This is a genomic window from Clostridium transplantifaecale, assembly GCF_900626075.1.
Taxonomy (GTDB): Bacteria; Bacillota; Clostridia; order Lachnospirales; family Lachnospiraceae; genus Otoolea; species Otoolea transplantifaecalis.
In genome coordinates this window covers 75,450-93,047 of sequence record NZ_UYZY01000004.1, presented here as the reverse complement: position 1 = coordinate 93,047, position 17,598 = coordinate 75,450, and the positions used below count along the sequence as shown (strand labels likewise).

The 17,598-nt window shown below is 50.3% G+C and carries 15 protein-coding genes; 1 reads left to right on the top strand and 14 read right to left on the bottom strand.

Features of this window, described 5'->3' with window-relative positions; genetic code table 11:
* Positions 1–6 precede the first annotated feature (6 nt).
* From EJL91_RS15450 to EJL91_RS15440, 3 genes are all read right to left on the bottom strand, one after another.
* Complete coding sequence (locus EJL91_RS15450) at positions 7–1,164, bottom strand: glycerate kinase family protein (protein ID WP_125142872.1); 1,158 nt, start codon at positions 1,162–1,164, stop codon at positions 7–9.
* Positions 1,161–2,117: a D-2-hydroxyacid dehydrogenase gene (locus tag EJL91_RS15445; RefSeq protein ID WP_125142871.1), complete on the bottom strand. Its 957-nt coding sequence runs from the start codon at positions 2,115–2,117 to the stop codon at positions 1,161–1,163. Before EJL91_RS15445 ends, EJL91_RS15450 begins: the two co-directional genes overlap by 4 nt.
* A gap of 138 nt (positions 2,118–2,255) precedes the next feature.
* A complete protein-coding gene (locus EJL91_RS15440) occupies positions 2,256–2,957 on the bottom strand; it encodes an RraA family protein (RefSeq protein WP_125142870.1) in 702 nt (233 codons plus the stop codon).
* 313 nt (positions 2,958–3,270) lie between these two features.
* On the opposite strand from EJL91_RS15440, the gene EJL91_RS15435 reads away from it, so the two are divergent.
* Positions 3,271–4,251, top strand: coding sequence for a LysR family transcriptional regulator (locus tag EJL91_RS15435; RefSeq protein ID WP_125142869.1), 981 nt, complete (start codon positions 3,271–3,273; stop codon positions 4,249–4,251).
* Positions 4,252–4,334: 83 nt separating this feature from the next.
* On the opposite strand, the gene EJL91_RS15430 is transcribed toward EJL91_RS15435, so the two are convergent.
* The 11 genes from EJL91_RS15430 to EJL91_RS15385 form a co-directional block, all read right to left on the bottom strand.
* Complete coding sequence (locus EJL91_RS15430) at positions 4,335–5,792, bottom strand: D-alanyl-D-alanine carboxypeptidase family protein (RefSeq protein ID WP_125142868.1); 1,458 nt, start codon at positions 5,790–5,792, stop codon at positions 4,335–4,337.
* 60 nt (positions 5,793–5,852) lie between these two features.
* Positions 5,853–6,968: a glycosyltransferase family 2 protein gene (locus EJL91_RS15425; RefSeq protein WP_243125388.1), complete on the bottom strand. Its 1,116-nt coding sequence runs from the start codon at positions 6,966–6,968 to the stop codon at positions 5,853–5,855.
* Between the two features lie 7 nt (positions 6,969–6,975).
* Positions 6,976–7,839, bottom strand: a complete 864-nt coding sequence (locus EJL91_RS15420; protein WP_125142867.1) for a LicD family protein — start codon at positions 7,837–7,839, stop codon at positions 6,976–6,978.
* Between the two features lie 4 nt (positions 7,840–7,843).
* Positions 7,844–9,187, bottom strand: coding sequence for a lipopolysaccharide biosynthesis protein RfbH (gene rfbH / locus EJL91_RS15415; protein ID WP_125142866.1), 1,344 nt, complete (start codon positions 9,185–9,187; stop codon positions 7,844–7,846).
* 119 nt (positions 9,188–9,306) lie between these two features.
* The gene (rfbG, locus tag EJL91_RS15410) at positions 9,307–10,389 is read right to left on the bottom strand and encodes a CDP-glucose 4,6-dehydratase (protein ID WP_125142865.1); all 1,083 of its coding nucleotides are present in this window, start codon (positions 10,387–10,389) and stop codon (positions 9,307–9,309) included.
* Between the two features lie 72 nt (positions 10,390–10,461).
* On the bottom strand, positions 10,462–11,232 hold the full coding sequence (rfbF, locus tag EJL91_RS15405; RefSeq protein ID WP_125142864.1) for a glucose-1-phosphate cytidylyltransferase: 771 nt from the start codon (positions 11,230–11,232) through the stop codon (positions 10,462–10,464).
* A 23-nt stretch (positions 11,233–11,255) separates the two neighbouring features.
* Positions 11,256–12,692, bottom strand: coding sequence for a hypothetical protein (locus EJL91_RS15400; RefSeq protein ID WP_125142863.1), 1,437 nt, complete (start codon positions 12,690–12,692; stop codon positions 11,256–11,258).
* Between the two features lie 811 nt (positions 12,693–13,503).
* Positions 13,504–13,629, bottom strand: a complete 126-nt coding sequence (locus EJL91_RS25145; RefSeq protein WP_279230047.1) for a hypothetical protein — start codon at positions 13,627–13,629, stop codon at positions 13,504–13,506.
* Between the two features lie 55 nt (positions 13,630–13,684).
* On the bottom strand, positions 13,685–14,611 hold the full coding sequence (locus EJL91_RS15395) for a glycosyltransferase family 2 protein (protein WP_125142862.1): 927 nt from the start codon (positions 14,609–14,611) through the stop codon (positions 13,685–13,687).
* A 1-nt stretch (position 14,612) separates the two neighbouring features.
* Positions 14,613–16,907: a DUF8201 family protein gene (locus tag EJL91_RS15390; RefSeq protein ID WP_243125387.1), complete on the bottom strand. Its 2,295-nt coding sequence runs from the start codon at positions 16,905–16,907 to the stop codon at positions 14,613–14,615.
* A 51-nt stretch (positions 16,908–16,958) separates the two neighbouring features.
* Complete coding sequence (locus EJL91_RS15385; RefSeq protein WP_125142861.1) at positions 16,959–17,597, bottom strand: D-sedoheptulose-7-phosphate isomerase; 639 nt, start codon at positions 17,595–17,597, stop codon at positions 16,959–16,961.
* Position 17,598 lies beyond the last annotated feature (1 nt).

The following is a 17,598-nucleotide window of genomic DNA, read 5'->3' as shown; positions in this document are numbered from 1 at the left end:
TCCAATCTAAAAAGCAGTCTTACCGGAAAAACACTTATAAAAACGCATAATATTATCCACGGTATGGTAAAGATTCTCCTCTGATTTTCCCTTTGAAACAGAAAAATCTTCTGCCTTCCGGTTTATGCTGAAAATAGCCGATACACCCATATCATATGCCTGTCCGGCACCGTCTCCAATACTGCCCACGACCGCCACGACAGGAACCGCTCTGTGTGACGCCCTGGCTGCAATTCCAATCACCGCTTTGCCGCACAGGCTCTGGCTGTCAATTCTGCCCTCTCCGGTCAGAACCATCGCCGCATCATCCAGCAATTGCTCAAATCCCACCGTATCGAGAACCACATCGATTCCATTTAACAGTTTTCCATGTAAAAATGCGACCGCACCAGCGCCCATTGCTCCGGCTGCGCCCGCACCCCGCATTTCGGCAACATGAAGCTGTAAATCGCGTTCCATGACATCGGCAAGACATCTTAACCCTTTGTCCAGCAGGAGTACGGTCTCTTCGTCGGCGCCTTTTTGAGGTGCAAATATTGCTGCCGCTCCGTTTGGCCCATACATCGGGTTTTCTATATCACACATACAAATAACTGAGACATTTCGTAAAACGTCGGCCTGTCCCGTTACGTCAATTTTCTTTATCTTCTCTAAATTTCCTCCGGCAGGAATGAATTCCCGGCCTTCGTTATCAAAAAATTTAATTCCGGTAGCAGCCGCCATTCCACAGCCTCCGTCATTTGTGGCGCTGCCGCCAAGTCCCAGAATAATCTTATTGACTCCCCGCGCTGCCGCGTCCATGATCAACTGGCCAACCCCATATGTAGTGGTAAGGCACGGATTTGCCCTTCCCTCCACAAGAGGAAGTCCCGCGCAGGAGGCGGCTTCAATAACGGCAGTTTTTCCCTCGTCAATTAAAGCATAATAGCAGTCCACCGTTTCGTCCGGAAACGGGCCTGTAACCCTCCTGTATATTTTCTCACCGGAAACAGCCTCCAGAAAACAGTCCACACTGCCTTCCCCTCCATCCGCAATGGGAATGGAGATGACCTCCCCCTGCGGATCGTGGTATAAAATGCGCTCCTTCATAATCCGGCAGATCTGGGAGGACGACAGAGTCCCTTTAAAGGAATCCGGCATTAAAATATATTTCCGCCTGCTCATAGGTTGACCACATTGACGGCTTTACCGTCAATAAACGCGCCGAGATTTGCTGCGGCGATATCCATCAGACGGCCTCTGCTCTCCCTGGACGCCCAGGAAATATGAGGGGTAATTATGCAGTTCTTCGCCTTAAGCAGAACATTATCTTCTCTGATGGGTTCGGAGGAAACCACATCCAAACCTGCTGCAAAAACTTTACCGGACTCAAGTGCGTCATACAAATCCTGTTCCACAATTAAAGGGCCGCGGGAGTTATTGATAATAATAACACCGTCCTTCATCTTCGCTATATTATCCCTGCAGATAATTCCTTCTGTTGCGGGAAACAGCGGACAGTGAAGGGCAATGACGTCGGCCTTTTCAAAAAGCTGATCCAATGATACATATTCCCCGATTCCACGTCCTGTTTCGTTCGGATACTCATCATAAGCCAGCACTTTCATTCCCAATGCCTTTGCGATTGCCCCGGTCGCCTGGCCGATACGGCCGAAACCGATGATTCCCATTGTCTTACCCATCAGTTCAATCAGAGGGTAATCCCAGAAACACCAGTCGGGGCAATTCTGCCAGCGTCCGTCATGTACGGCCTTATCGTGATGCCCGATATGATGACAGATTTCCAGCAGAAGGGCAATGGCAAACTGCCCCACAGCCGCAGTCCCATAGGTAGGAATATTGCAGACGGGGATTCCTTTCTCTTTTGCGGCCTCTATGTCCACCACGTTATATCCTGTTGCTAAAACACCAATATATTGTATATCAGGGCAGGCGTTCAGCGTTTCACGGGTAATCGGCGTTTTATTCGTAATTACCGCCTGGGCGTCACCGATCCGATTTATAACTTCCTTTTCTCCTGTGCGATCATATACAGTCACTTCACCGAACTGCTGAAACCCTTCCCAGGAAAGATCGCCAGGGTTTTCCGTATAACCATCGAGTACAACAATTTTCATGACATTCTCCCGTTATCATCCTCTGCTTTTGTCTGCTGTCCGAACCCCGCCTCTGCCTGGCACAATCTGCAGGGATACAATTTTCATCTGCTTGGATATAATTCCGGCAGATTGAGCCAGGCATTATCAGGCTGATTGTCAGGCTTCGTAAGCAGCGTCGATAAACTCAAATCCATGATCCAGAAGCATTTTATCCACCCAGTCTCGATTAGCCACTCCGTTTTTTACGTCCAGTAATTTCTTCTCATCGGCTGCCTGGAACTTCTGAGCGTCCTTCAAAATCTGCGAAGCATCGTTTCGTGGAATCACTACCACGCCGTCGGGATCTGCCAGAATAATATCCCCCGGATTTACGCTGACCTCACCGCAGCTGACAGGTACATTGATTTCACCTGGGCCTTCTTTATATGGGCCTCCCGGAGTCGTTCCTGTGCAGTATACCGGAAAATCCCACTTTCCAATCTCATCAATGTCACGGATCGGGCCGTCAAGGATGATTCCCGCAACCTTTTTTACAAGCATGAGATAGGCCATCATAATCTCTCCCATCAAAGCTCTCGTTGTATCGCCCTCATTGGAAACAACCAGCACATCTCCCTCATTACAGTGATTCAGTGCCGCATGCAGCGCCAGGTTATCACCGGCCCTCAGTTTGACAGTATATGCCGGACCGGCCATCATCTGTTCCTTGGGACTGCTGACTAAATGAATTCGGGGATTCATGGCGCAATTCCGTCCCATCACATCTCCCACATTCGATGCAGGTATCTTTTTAAAATCCTCGATTAACTGTGTATCCGGCAGCTTACGCTGTAAATAAACTCTTTTTCCAACTGGCATTTTGCATTCTCCCTTCAAATTCTTCTGATATGTTATCACTTAGGCTCTCCGACCGGTTCGGACTATGTATGTTTCCTCAGCCATATTCTGATTCTTTCCCTATCGTTACAATGGTATTGAGGATGTTGTAATTATATCTGATTACTGTATTATTTTCCAACAGATATTTTGTGCTAAACATATCTATACTACAAATTTTATTGGTTAATGGATTTTATAAAAGTCATTTCAATAAAGTCATATGATTTGACAATTAAAACCTATATTGGTATAATCCAGGGCATATATTAAGCAGGAAGGAGGGACTATTCATTTGAATGTTAAATATCTTGAAAGCTTTTTAGCGGTAGCCAAAGATTTGAATATGACCAGCGCGGCTCAGCGCCTCTATATTTCTCAACAGACTCTCAGCTTTCAAATTCAACGATTAGAACTCTATTATGGCGTCAAGCTTTTTGAACGTCAGCCAAAACTTCAGCTCACATATGCAGGAAAACAGCTTGTAGAAGGTGCCGAGCTGATCATAAAAGAAAACGAATCACTAATTAACGGTTTTTCCGATATCAGCAGTAAACACTCCGGGCTTTTGAGAATCGGCATTCCAGCCTATCGGGCCGCTGAATGTTTTCCTATGGTACTGCCCGATTTTAACAAACGCTGGCCGAATATTTCCCTGGAACTTGTAGAGGAATCTTCCGAAGAGATGCTGCAAATGCTTTGCGACGGAGCCCTCGATCTGCTGATTGGAACCCCCAGCCACTCTGAAGTGTCCAGCATGAAAGATCGGATCGACTTTACCCTTTTACTCGAAGAAAAGAGCTATATTATCTGCTCCGATATACTATTAGAGCGCTATTTCGGTAAGGATGCGCCCAAAATAAAAGAACAGGCCGCCCTCGGTACCGATTTGCGTGAATTCTCCCAGGTTCCCTTTATCCTCCACAAACCTCCTATGCGCCTCCGCCGGGTAGCCGACGAATGCTTTCATAATGCAGGTTTTAAACCAAATGTTTATATAGAATCTTCCAATACGGAACTTATGATTTCCCTTTACCCCTGCCATCTGGGTGTTTTCTTCTGCCGGAAGTCCAGACTGCCTTCCCTGATGAATACACTGCCTGGATGCAATGCTTTTCCAATCAAAAACGATAATACACTCTTACAGACTCCCATCTGTCTTATGCGCAGGAAAAATGGGAAACCTCCGAAACATGTAAATGACTTTATGCAGTTGATGAAAACGGCGTGGAAACACCTCTCCGATTTCCCCGAATCGCCTGCTGCCAAATTTTAAATAAAACACAGTATTTCAATTTTCCCGTAGAAAATAAGAAAACGGTTTTCACCAGTCAAAGTGAAAACCGTTTTCTTATTTTTCTATTTTCCACGCCTCGCACGCTCTTCCAGCAGACGGTCAAATTCTTCCTGGGTGCAGCCGATTTCTTCCAGACGCTGCCTTCTCTTTCTGCGCCGCTCCTCCATGAGCCTGCGCTCTTCCTCTTTTTTCTTTTTGAAAAAAACAATGGCAAATCCGAGGCCTGCCGCCGCGATCACGCCGATCAGCGCTATCCAGGGCGCCTGTTTCGGCAGTTTAAAGGCAATATGTGCGGCTCCGCCCGTCTCCTTGCCGGAATCGGGCGTACCCTCTCCGTCCTGGCCGGCAGGAACCGACTCCGGCGTTTCGCCACCGGCCTGGGCCGTCTCATCGATAGCCGCCTGCTTTGCACTGATTATGTAAACTTCTCCGACTTTCCGCTCATTATAGGTATACTCAAGAAGGGCCACGGCTCCGTCCGGATGATTCTCCGGAAGTTTTGTAACCACATTCCGGTCCGTATCGGAGAACTGCGCATCTCTGGGAACGGTAATCACGGCCTTAGCGTCGATGGAGAGATCCGATGGCTCATAGGAGCCGTCTCCCAGCGTCACGGGCTGATCCCCCGAGGTATAGGAAGTCTCATTTTCACTGATGTTGATATTCTGAAACTTATCAAATCCAAAGTTTAAGAGGGCGGTCGTATCCTGATAGTGGGTAAATTCGGTGCTCTTCATCGTCACCGCAATCAGCCTCCGGTTATCCTTTGATGCATAAGTCACCAGTGTCTGCCCCGCAATCGAGGTAAAACCGGTCTTACCTGCAATCGCCGCCGGATAATAATTGGGATCCCCCTCCATTAACATCTTGTGTTCCATCTTGATCGTCACGCCGTCGGGATTGTTGGCGGTGGCGGGAAGGCGGTAGCTCTTGGCCGAGCCGATCTCCAGGAGCGTCGGGTTCTCATAGGCCGCCGTTCCAATCAATGCCATATCGTACACCGTCGTAAGCTGTGTGTCGTCATTCAGCCCCGAAGGATTGGCAAAATGGCTGTTCTCACAGCCCAGCTCCTTCACCTTCTCATTCATCATCGCCACAAAAGCGTCGCGGCTGCCCGCCACGTGTTCCGCCAGGGCGTTGGCCGACTGATTGGATGAGGTCAAAAGCATATGGTAGAGACAGTCCTTTACCGTCATCTTATCCCCGACTTCCAGCGCATTCTTATTACCGGCCCCATCCTCCACGTTATGGATGGCGTCGTCCGAGAACGTCACCATGTCGTCCAGCTTCGCATTCTCAATCACCACCAGGGCCGTCAGCAGTTTGGTGATGCTTGCCGGAGCCTTCTGTACGTGTATATTCTGGCCGAAAATCACGGTCCTGGAATCCATATCCATCACAATTCCGGCTTCCGACTGGATGCCCGTATCCGACGGCCAGTCCGGCTTTGCATAGGAGGTCATGGCCGGTCCGGCGATCATTATAATGATACTTAAGAGTAAACTCATAAATTTCTTCATAAATTATTTTCCCCAAATTGTCTTTATTTAGTGCGTTTACATGTCCAAATTATATCATGTTTATTCCGGCTTCACCTTGTCAATATTTTCCGCGCTCCTGACCTGATTTTCCTCACCGCCGCAGCCATACTCTGCATCCTTGCAGGTATGAGCCGCAACTGCGCCTGTATTTTCCCCGCTTTTTTCGGCGCTTCCGGCGTTTTCAGCGTTTTCGGCCCTTTCGGTCTTTCCGGCGCCGCCCCTGTCTCCGGCAATGTTCTCCGTATCCCGGATAATATAGATAGGACGGTCTTTCAGTTCCGTAAACAGGATCGCAATGTATTCCCCGATAATCCCAACCACTACGAACAGCATCGCAAACATAAAGCACAGAAGGACTACAATGGTGGCGTAGCCGCTCGGCGTGCCGTGGGCCGCCCACTCATAGATCGTGTCGATCATCACCAGAAGACCCAGAAATCCGACGAACATACCGGAATAAATCCCCAGCTTCAGCGGCAGATCCGAAAAACAGAGAATCGTGTTGACGGAGAATTTGAACAGCTTACGCAGGCTGTATTTACTCTCTCCCGCCACCCTGGGCCTGGCTTCATACTCAATATTGCATCTGTTAAATCCGATATTCTGGACATATCCCCTCAAAAACCGCACTTTTTCCCGGTAATTTTCCCGGAGAACCCTAGCCGCCGGTTCCGTCATTGCGAAAAAGTCGGAGGCATTAGCTTCGAGCTTCACATCGGAAATCCTGTTAATCAGTTTGTAAAACGCGGAGGAGGTTAAGTTCTTGATAAACCCGGCCGACCTGTTTCTGGTGCGGACCATGTTGATCACCTCATACCCCTCCTCAAATTTTCTGATAATCTCTTCCACGCATTCCGGCGGGTGCTGCAGATCCGCATCCATACACACGAGGGCATCGCCGTCACTGTAGTCGAGACCGGCCAGCATGGCGGCCTCATGGCCGAAATTCCTGGAAAAATTGATTACCTTCACTTTTGGATTTTCCGCTGCAAACCGCTTCAGGATAGACAGGGAGCAATCCGCGCTTCCGTCGTTTACGAAGATCAGTTCATAGTCCCAGCTCAGTTCCTCAAACATGGGCCGGGCAGTCCGGTAGAATTCCTCCAGCGCCGCTTCTTCGTTATAAACGGAAATAATAATTGAAATTTTTTTCATCGTATTGTCATTTCTCCTGGTCAAAAATCTGTATCTCTATGGTTGAGTGGGCCGGAACGCGTTTCTCCGGCGGCGGCAGCTTCTTATAGTCGCCGTAAATGAGTTCCAGCACATGGGTATAGCCCACCGGGGCCATAATCTCCATCCCCTCAAACTCCATGTCCACGGTCTTTTCACACCACTCCCCCTCCAGCGTCACATACAGATAGTCCGGCTGGTAATTGCTGTAATACCACCGCTTTGTCTTTTTCTTCCCGTCCTTCATCGCAGCCCTGCGCTGAAGTTTGAACAGGAGCGGCATCGGGATCAGGCGTCCCGCCGTGGCAAGGGCTCCCACCCGTATCTTGTCGGCCAGGCTGTATTTGGAATAGTCCAGTCCGTCGCGGTGCGCCATCGCCATGCCGTAAATCACCTTTTGCAGGAATTTGGCCCATGCCGCCGCCCCTTTTCCATCGGGCAGACGATCCAGGACAAACAGATCCACCCAAAGGTGGTTCAGCTTCCCGTCGTAAAAGCGCATCTGATCGTTATCCTCATGGACACGGCTGTTCTCGTAGATAATACGGGATGTAAAGTCATAGAATACCTTGCCTCCCCGGATCTCCTCCGGCCTCAGGACCGACATTCCCTCCGGCAGCTCCCTGGGAGCCACCTTCATGAACATCTCAAAGTTCGGCCTTGTGAACACCACATCCACGTCGTCGTCCCAGGGGATGAATCCCCTGTGGCGGACCGCGCCGAGGAGCGTTCCCGAATCCATGGCATATTTGATTTTATATTTCCGGCAAATCCGGTCAATTTCCTTTAATAATTTTCTGTCCGCCTCGTGGACCTTCGACAGGTCATAAGGCATTCCGGCTGTCTCTGTCATCGTTCTACGCCTCTTTCAATACCTTCGCCATATAATCAATCATCTCATCTGTCATCCCCGGATAAACGCCTACCCAGAATGTGTCGCGCATAATACGGTCCGTATTGTCAAGAGCGCCGGCTACGCGGTATCCGCTTCCGCTCTCCCTCATTTCATTAAAGCACGGATGCTTGGTCAGGTTTCCGGCAAAAAGCATTCTCGTCTGTACGCCTTTTCCTTCCACATACTGTACCACTTTATTTCTGTCCACACCCTCCCGGCAGGTGATCAGGAAACCAAACCAGCTCGGGTCAGAATTCTCACATGGCACGGGCAGGATATATTTATCTTCCGCCCCTGCGAGTCCTGCTTTCAGGCGGGTAAAATTGTGTTTCCTGCGCTCCACAAAGGACGGGAATTTTTCAAGCTGCGCACAGCCCACCGCCGCCTGCATGTCGGTTGCCTTTAAGTTGTATCCAAAATGGGAGTATACGTATTTATGGTCATACCCCAGCGGAAGTTCCCCATACTGCCTGTCAAACCGGTGGCCGCAGAGATTGTCGCGGCCGGAAGGGCAGACGCAGTCGCGGCCCCAGTCGCGGAAAGAACGGATAATCTTATTGAGAAGGGCATTGTCCGTATATACAGCGCCTCCCTCTCCCATTGTCATATGGTGGGGCGGATAAAAACTGGATGTTCCGATATCGCCGATCGTACCCGTAAACTTCGTCACGCCGTCGATTGTGTAGCGGCTGCCCAGGGCATCGCAGTTGTCTTCCACCAGCCACAGACCGTGTTTATCGCAGAATGCCTTCACTGCCCCGAGGTCGTACGGATTTCCCAGCGTATGGGCAATCATGACGGCCTTTGTCTTATCGGACAGCGCCTCCTCCAGTTTCGTCACGTCGATATTATACTGCGGGATCGTCACATCCACAAATACCGGTACCGCGCCGTACTGGATGACAGGCGTCACCGTCGTCGGGAAACCGGCGGCCACGGTGATGACCTCATCGCCGCGTTTCACCCTGCGTTCTCCGAGCAACGGGGAAGTCAGAGCCATGAATGCAATCAGGTTGGCGGAAGAACCGGAGTTTACAAGGGAACAAAATCTCACTCCCAGGTAATCGGAAAGTCCTTTTTCAAACTGATCCGTGTACCGGCCGGAAGTCAGCCAGAATTCCAGGGCGCTGTCCACCAGGTTCACCATCTCATGGCTGTCGTAGACGCGGGAGGCGTATGGGATTCTCTGTCCCTCCTCAAAAGGCCCTTTTTTGTTGTGGTATTTATCGCAGTAATCGGCCACCAGTTTCAGGATTTGGCTGCGCGCCTCCTCCTGCCCTGCTGCCGTCATCTTCTCATCAGACATTCTTGTTACCTCCAAATCTGTTTATTTTTAGTTTCTGTCCATCATTTTCTATCCGTCATTTCCTGTTCATCGTTTCCCGTACACCGCAGAACATTATCATTCGTGCCGTTACGGTTCATCTATCTTCCGAATCGTTTATCTTCAGAATCATCTATCTTCAGAAATTCTTTTATCTGCCGATCCATCACCGCAAGCATGTCTTTCCCGGCCAGCCAGGCTTTGGACCATTCCACGGTCTTTTCAACGGCCTCTTCCACGTGATATCTGGGCCGCCAGGCGAAAACGCGCCTGATTCTGGAACAGTCCAGTTTCAGGAATCCCGCCTCATGGGGGCCTCCGTCATACCTGTTAATCCAGGTCATCCCGTCCCCCCATTTCTCACAGAACAGATCCGTGAGCCTGCCCGTATCCACACAGTCCGCATCATCCGGGCCAACGTTATAATTCCCTGCAAGCTCCGGCTCCTCATACTGTCTCTTCGCCACCGTCATATAGATGAAAAGCGGCTCCAGCACATGCTGGAACGGACGGATGGAATGGGGGTTGCGCACGATAATCGGTTTTCCCGCCTGCACCGCCCTGACGCAGTCCGGTATGATACGGTCATTGGCAAAATCGCCTCCTCCGATGACGTTCCCCGCCCTGCAGGTGGAGACGGCCGGACGGCCGTCCTGGAAAAAGGACTGGCGGTAGCAGTGTGTCACAAGCTCGGAGCATGATTTGCTGTTGGAATAGGGATCGTAGCCGTCCAGACGGTCATTCTCCCTGTAGCCGTATTCCCATTCCTTATTCTCATAAACCTTATCCGTAGTCACATTGACGAAGGACCTCACGGACGGGCAGAGGCGGATGCACTCCAGCACGTTCACGGTTCCCATGACGTTTGTCTCATAGGTGTACACCGGTTCCTTATAAGAATCGCGCACGATCGGCTGTGCCGCCAGATGGAACACAATCTCCGGCCGTACCCGATCGAAAACCTCCCTGAGATGTTCCAGATCCCGGATATCGCCCGTCACATGATCCACCGTCCTCCTAATTCCCGCAATCTCAAAGAGGCTCGGGTCGGTCGGCGGTTCGAGTCCGTATCCCGTGACCACGGATCCGGCGAGGGTCAGCATTCTGACAAACCACGAACCTTTAAATCCCGTATCACCTGTGACGAGGACCTTCTTTCCTTTATAAAAATCAAGTAATTCCATATTTATCACCTCATATTATGAACGCCGCGTTATGATTCACAGCCGCTGCGGGTCACTCCCTGCGCCGGAATACTACCAGATCTTCCACGGGGCGTCCCCGTCCTGCCACATCTGTTCAAGCTGCATTCTGTCCCTCTGGGTGTCCATGCATTTCCAAAAACCGTCATGGCGGTAAACCATCAGTTCCCCGTCCTTTGCCAGATTCTCAAGCGGCGCTTTTTCAAACACCGTCTCATCCCCGTCTATATAATCAAATACGCCCGGCTCCATCACCATGAAACCGCCGTTTACAATCTTGCCGTCATCGTCGTTCTTCTCTCGGAATTCGTGGATTGCCCCGTCGGCATCCACGTCCAGGACTCCGAAGCGCTGGCCGATGTTGACACCGCTGATTGTGGCTGTTTTGCCATGGCTCTTATGGAATTTCAGCAGGGCATCGAGATCCACCGTAGACACTCCATCCCCGTATGTCAGCATAAATGTCTCGTCACCAATGTATTCGCGCACCCTCTTGATACGTCCTCCCGTCATTGTGTGCAGGCCCGTATCCACCAGCGTCACCTTCCACGGCTCGGAATAATTATTATGGACTTCCATGCTGTTGTTTGCCAGGTCAAAGGTCACATCGGAGGTATGGAGGAAGTAATCGGCAAAAAATTCTTTGACCACATACTGCTTGTACCCCAGACAGATGATAAAATCATGATACCCAAACTGGGAATAATATTTCATAATGTGCCATAAAATCGGCTGTTCTCCTATTTCCACCATTGGTTTTGGCTTCAGATGGCTCTCCTCGCTGATCCTTGTCCCGAATCCTCCTGCTAAAATTACTACTTTCATGGGCGTACCCTCCTTTGTTACATCTATTTTCTGAAAATGTTCAGATTATTTTCTTCCAGAATCCGCATCGCGTTCCTTACCTGATCCGCATCGTGCTGCAGATACGTAACCAGATCTTCGTCGTTTACCGTCCTGTAGTTTAACCCCAGTTCCCTGGATACCCGCAGGAAATCCTTCCTGTACGGAGCAGACGCCATCTCTTCTTTCACCGTCCATCCGTTCCCGAAAAGAATCAGGCAGACCCCGAGGACGATGATTACGGAGGAAGCGGCGCTTACGTGCTTTCCACTCTCCGTCTTCTCCCCGCCGTCCCGGGCACAGTGTTTTAAGTGCATCACAGCGGCAAAGGTCAGTATAATTCCAATGATTCCCATCTGGTACTGCAGGGCATATCTGGACGACATTCCGTAGGTATCCTTTAAAAAGATCCACCGGGCCGATAAAATCAGCAGATGGTTCAGCCCGCCGTTTAATATCATAATAAGCGGAAATGCCGTTTTTTCATAAAGCTTATATTTCCAGTTCAGGTACAGCGCATACAGATAGAGAAAGATCACCGCCGCTCCCACCACGCAGATAAAGGTGTTGCTTCCAAAAAAGCCCCCTCCTTCCGCCAGCTTGATGAACTGGTTCTGCCCCACCACGGCCGAGGCAAACGCCTTCAGGATAAACGTGATGAAAAATACAGGTTCTGCAATAAATTGCGTCACAATATTGCCTTCCGTCACGGCCCCCCTGTGCACATAGACCGCATGGGAGTTGCTCCAGAGATAGAGCGCCAGCGGAATCAGCACCGCGGCGAGATAACCGAGGTAAAGGCGGTTCATCCTGCCTTTTTTTCTGTAGTCCGATGCCAGCATGACCAGATAAACCAACGTCATAAGCGCCGAATAGCTGCCGCAGTAAGGACCTGCCACAAGCAGAGTCAAAATGGGCGGAAGTACCATCAGTGCAATCCGGTCGGCTTTCAGCTCATGCCCTGTCCGGATCGCATGATCCAGAATCACATAATGGCAGATAAAACCGGAAACGGCGAGGAAACACACCCAGCCCGTTCCGTTGGTCAGCATCTCCCATTTATTCAGGCTGAAATAGACAAAAAGGACAACAAGGAACCAGAAATAAGAGATGCTCTTTTCCTTCCTTGAATAGGCCGCCAGCGCAGCCGCCCCCAGGCCCAGGCTCAGGACTCCGAGCGCCATGTCGAAGAACGTATTGTAACCGAGCAGCTTCACATTGATGATTCTGCCCAGATACGTCACCGGAACTCTGGTGAAAATATCGGGAACAAAAAATTTGGCCGGGTTTCCCACATCGGGAAGATAGGAATTGATCAGCCTGATATAATCGGAAAACGCCACGTTATCCGATGCAAGATACAGATAATAAAAGCTGAACAGGACTCCAATCAGGACGGGGATAAACCAAACCGCACCCTTTTTCGTCGATTTCATTTCCATAGATTTCTCCTTAATATAGCAAACGAGTCTGCCGTTCTTTTGTTACTGTTCCCCCAATGTCATTTAGATAATTTTATGTGTGTATGGTTAGACCGTAACAGTCCCGCCTTTAAATGAGGAATGAGAACGCCGCCGGGACGGTCGGGGTTCGGGATGGTGAGGGGAGGCTGTGAGTCTCCAGTCCCGGTTTTCAGGTTGTCGCGGGTGGGGAAGCCGGGCAGAAAAAGTTCCTTCGGGAAACGCTTGCGCTCTTTGAAGTGCATAACAGTACTAAGGTGTCAAAATACGCCACCTAAGTACTGATGGACTTCCAGGTTCCCTGCGGAATCTTTTTCTCCCGGATTCCCCACAGGAAGGTTATGCCCCGTGACTGAAGACGCGAAGGTTGTCGCCATCCCGACCCCCGTCCTGCGGCCGCTGAATTGTTCTTATTCCTTCAGGGGGGGGAGGTACTGTCGCTACCACTACGTTTCCTCAAATTTCAGAAGAATGCCTCCTGCATGGTATTCAATTGATGCATCTGAGCTTCGGCGTCTGACCTATCCTTGAATAACCATTGAGTTTTAATCAATCGTAAAACTTTGCTTTATATTTTCTCTGAATCCAGCCCGAAATACCTTCATAAGGTAAAAGATTCACGACTCCATAGTGGCCGCGACAATACCTCTCCCTTACTTGACGAAAGAGACAATCAGCCCTGAAGCCGGCGGACGGGGCAACAACCTTCCCTGAGTCTTCAGTCCCGTCGACAAACTGCCCGGGGAAGGAAGGAGAAAACTTTCCGAAGGGAGACCTTGGAATCCGCCGGTGCTTAGACGGCGTATTTTGACGTCTTAGCATCCGCTGCGCATTCCACAAGCGGGAGCGAGTCCCCGTAGGAATTTTTTCTCCTGGATTCCCCCTCACCACACCCTACAAACCGGGACTGAAGACTCATCCACACCCTCCCACTCCCCCGTCCGCCGTCTTACAGAGGCGTCCTCGCATCTCAACTAAATCTTCTTATCGCTCAGAATATTCAGGTAAAGCTCAAACAGCTGCCTGTGCTTCTTTGCGATGACATCCAGAATGAGTCCGCTCATCCACAACAGGAAGGACACCACATAGATACCCGAGCAGACGATGAGGGTCGGGAATTTCGGAACCGTCCCCGTGGAGAAATAGCCCTTGAGAATCGGGGCAAAAAATACAGTTGCTATAAGAAAACAGAGCAGTCCCAGCCATCCGAAGAAAGCAAACGGCTTATAGTCGCGGAACAGTCTGGCAATCGTCTTTAAGACCCTGAATCCGTCCTTATAGGTGTTCAGCTTGGAGACGCTGCCGGCCGGCCTGTCACGGTATGTGACGGGAACCTCCAGAAGCTTGAAGTTTTTATCCAGCGCGTGGATGCTCATCTCCGTCTCGATCTCAAACCCCTTTGAAAGGATTGGAAAGCTTTTTACAAACTGGTAGTTGAATGCCCGGTAGCCCGTCATGATATCCTTGATATCACTGCTGAATATCGTATTGATAAGTCCCCGCACAAGACGGTTGCCGGCATTGTGGAAGGGCCGCTTATTCTCCGTAAAATAGGTGGAGGACAGCCTGTCCCCAATCACCATGTCGGCCCTGCCTGAAAGGATCAGATCCACCATGCTCCTGGCGTTCTCCGCCGGATAGGTGTCATCCCCGTCTATCATCAGGTAACACTCCGCATTGATGTCGCGGAACATGCTGCGGATAACGTTGCCCTTTCCCTGATGGTATTCATAGCGTACAATAGCTCCGGCCTCCTTCGCCGCCTCATCCGTGTGATCGGTGGAGTTGTTGTCATATACATAGATTGTCGCCTCCGGAAGCGCCTCCCTGTAATCCTTTACTACCTTTGCTATTGTCTGGCTCTCATTATAGCAGGGAATCAATACTGCAATCGTATCCATCCTATATTCCTCCTGTATCATTGTTCTGCGACGGTGTCAGTATGGGATTGACCGCCACTCCCCTCTTCCCGTCTACGGAAGATTTAAATCCTATCGTTATCGTGCCGCTAAGACCGGAAAGGTCAAGCTCCGTCTCCGTTTTCCTGTACTGCGTATCACCCGGGATTTCCACCGCTCCGGCCTCTTTTGTCGTGACGCCGTCGGAAGCGGTGATGATAATCCGGAACGGATACGGATTCATCCACCAGTCCGGATCACCGAAAACAGCCGCCATTTTATAATAGTCTGACTCTTTTTCCATCTGGAAACGCCCATACCGCTCATCGGAATAAGCATAATAGCATCTGTTTTCCCTTCCGTCCGCCATATTGAGCCTTGCCATATTAAAAGCCTGCGGGCCCGAGAGTTTTTCGGTCATATAGAATATATCCTCTACATAATACCCCGCTTTGTTCATCCATTCAAGGTATGCGTCTAAATTCTCGCCGCTTTGCGGGAACATATCATATACGCCTTTCCCTTCGCGCATGAAATTCTCCACCCGCTTAAAATATTCCTCCTGAATGCCCCTCATCTCTCCTACGATGGCATTCCGGTTGTAAACGGGAATATCCTCCCCGATCAGCCTTGCGTAGCTGCCATAGTCGGCCCAGGTCATAAAAATCACATCCACCTGCTGCCTGACGCTCTCGGAAAACAATTCGCGATCCCTGAAAATCCATTTGGCATTCGCTTCGTAGCTCGCCGGGGAATCGTCCCTCATACACCACTCGTGTCCCTGCCAAACCATTTTAAAACCGTACTGCACTTTTCCTCCCATAGGAAGTATCAGCGCGATACCGGCCAGCGCCGGCAGCCAGGCCCCGGAATACAGGAGGCGCAGACAGCAGATCATGAGGATGATCCCATTCAGGAGTATGCCACCCATAAAATATCTCGTATGGCCGGTCGTTACCGTCCAGGCGAACATCGACAAGAGATAAACGGCAATCAGCAGCATCTCCCGTTTGTATTCGAGGAACTGTTTCCCGGCCTTTTTAAACAGGCCGAGCGTGAGCAGGCCCGCCATAGCCAGATATCCGGCCACCAAATCCAGGTTGAAGGTGGATACCATCTCGCTCATCCTGTAATCGGGATAGCGTATCATGTACCACGGCCAAAGGAATATTTCCTTAAACTCGGAAGGCCCCCAGCGTTTGTCCTTAAAGTTCTCAATCGGATAGTATTTTGATTTAAATATTGTATTATAATACGGGAAAACGGGATTCCCCGTACTGATTCCATTGTAAATCAGATAAACTATTACCGGAACCGCCCCGGCCGCCAGGCAGGAGAAAAACAGAGGTACGGTAATGTCTTTTCTTATTTTCCAGATATATAAAATCACCAGCGGAACCAGATAGACAATATTCGTCATCTTCAGGCAGAAGAAAATCCCTCCCATCAGGCAGAAGACAAACGCCTCCCGCTTTACAAACGCCTCGTCGCGCTCTCTCACCAGAAGAAAAATCATTTCCAGCAGAAACGGCAGCGCCAGCAGCTCTACCATGTAGCTTCCGCTCTGTAAAATCAAATCATAGCGGCACACCGCCAGAAATGCCAGGAGGGACGGAGAGCCTAAAACCTTCCACAACGCTCTTATAACCGGATTCCCCGCTTTTTTCTCCCACTGCCCCACAATACTCAGGCTGTTCTTAAACCAGGCTAGAAAGACCGTTACCTGGCGGTAAATGACCAGCATGGCCGCCGCATTTAAAAGTGTTCCCATCCTCAGTCCCAGGGCCGCGCGGAACGGATAAAACATCCGATCCCCAAGCCGGAAACCAAACATCTGAAATTTTCCGGGCATGACATGGTAATTCAGATTGTCTAAAAAGCCTGGTATCTGGCTGAGCAGGTGATAGTTATAAGTGTCATAGCTCATGTCCGGCCGGATGCCCTTTACCGCAAAAAAACCGACAATAAAAATACTTCCCGCCACTGCAATCAAATCTGTTTTTACCCGCTCCGTCCTGGGGATTCCTATGATCTTCCATCCGGCAAATCCGGTTAAAATGAGGGCCGCCGCCCTGGACAGAATGGTCACCTGAGGAAGTCCCGCAAGCCAGCACAAAAGATCCAGGAATTCACAGATCCATATTAATAACGCATACAGAAGAAAAAAGTAGAAAGCCAGCCTCCCCGCCCCCCAGGCCCCGGCCCTGCTGCCGCCCATTTCATGCCCGGCAGCGCGTTCCGCAGTGTCCTCCCCCCCCGGCTCATCCCCTCCCCGCCGTATTGTCCCATTAAACTTCATTGTACTGCAAGCTCCATTTTCTAATCCTATATTGTGTTTGTTATTGCCATATTACCGGAAGAAATGCTCTTCCAGCATCAGGCACAGCGCATGATAAACAGGAAGGTGCAGTTCCTGGATTTTAAATGTCTCTGTTTCCGGAACCACCACTGCCGCGTCACAGATGCCTTTGAGCTTTCCGCCGTCCCTTCCGGTCAGGCCCACCACCTTCATGCCCTTGGCTTTGGCAGCCACGGCGGCATACATGATGTTTTCTGAATTTCCCGATGTGGTGATGCCAAGCAGCACATCTCCCGGTTTTCCGTATCCGTAAACCTGCTGGGCGTAGATCACCTCACCGTCCACATCGTTTAAAAATGCCGTGGACAGGGCGGTATGTCCCGTCAGGGCGATAGCCGCAAGTCCCTGCTGCAGGCTGCCGGCCAGTTTTTCGCCTCTCTTCGGATCGACAGATTTAAGGCTCTCCGCCATTTCCTTTGGAACGGATCTCTTTTTTACAAATCCCTTCATCAGCTCACCTACGATATGCTCCGAGTCCGCACAGCTTCCGCCGTTACCGGCGATTAAAAGTTTCCCGCCGTTCTCATACGATTCCCTGACCGTTTCATAAAGAGCCCTTATGTCGCCCTCCACCTGTTTTAACACCGGATAGCGCTCCGTTAGCTCCGTTAAATATCTGTATTCATCCATT

Coding starts and splice junctions, on each gene's coding strand:
- EJL91_RS15445 (WP_125142871.1), bottom strand. CDS start 2,117: ATGAAAATTGTTGTACTCGATGGTTATACGGAAAACCCTGGCGATCTT.
- EJL91_RS25145 (WP_279230047.1), bottom strand. CDS start 13,629: ATGAGTCTTCAGTCCCGGTTTGTAGGGTGTGGTGAGGGGGAATCCAGG.
- rfbH (WP_125142866.1), bottom strand. CDS start 9,187: ATGTCTGATGAGAAGATGACGGCAGCAGGGCAGGAGGAGGCGCGCAGC.
- rfbF (WP_125142864.1), bottom strand. CDS start 11,232: ATGAAAGTAGTAATTTTAGCAGGAGGATTCGGGACAAGGATCAGCGAG.
- EJL91_RS15385 (WP_125142861.1), bottom strand. CDS start 17,597: ATGGATGAATACAGATATTTAACGGAGCTAACGGAGCGCTATCCGGTG.
- EJL91_RS15400 (WP_125142863.1), bottom strand. CDS start 12,692: ATGGAAATGAAATCGACGAAAAAGGGTGCGGTTTGGTTTATCCCCGTC.
- EJL91_RS15440 (WP_125142870.1), bottom strand. CDS start 2,957: ATGCCAGTTGGAAAAAGAGTTTATTTACAGCGTAAGCTGCCGGATACA.
- EJL91_RS15390 (WP_243125387.1), bottom strand. CDS start 16,907: ATGAAGTTTAATGGGACAATACGGCGGGGAGGGGATGAGCCGGGGGGG.
- EJL91_RS15425 (WP_243125388.1), bottom strand. CDS start 6,968: ATGAAAAAAATTTCAATTATTATTTCCGTTTATAACGAAGAAGCGGCG.
- EJL91_RS15395 (WP_125142862.1), bottom strand. CDS start 14,611: ATGGATACGATTGCAGTATTGATTCCCTGCTATAATGAGAGCCAGACA.
- EJL91_RS15450 (WP_125142872.1), bottom strand. CDS start 1,164: ATGAGCAGGCGGAAATATATTTTAATGCCGGATTCCTTTAAAGGGACT.
- EJL91_RS15430 (WP_125142868.1), bottom strand. CDS start 5,792: ATGAAGAAATTTATGAGTTTACTCTTAAGTATCATTATAATGATCGCC.
- EJL91_RS15420 (WP_125142867.1), bottom strand. CDS start 7,839: ATGACAGAGACAGCCGGAATGCCTTATGACCTGTCGAAGGTCCACGAG.
- rfbG (WP_125142865.1), bottom strand. CDS start 10,389: ATGGAATTACTTGATTTTTATAAAGGAAAGAAGGTCCTCGTCACAGGT.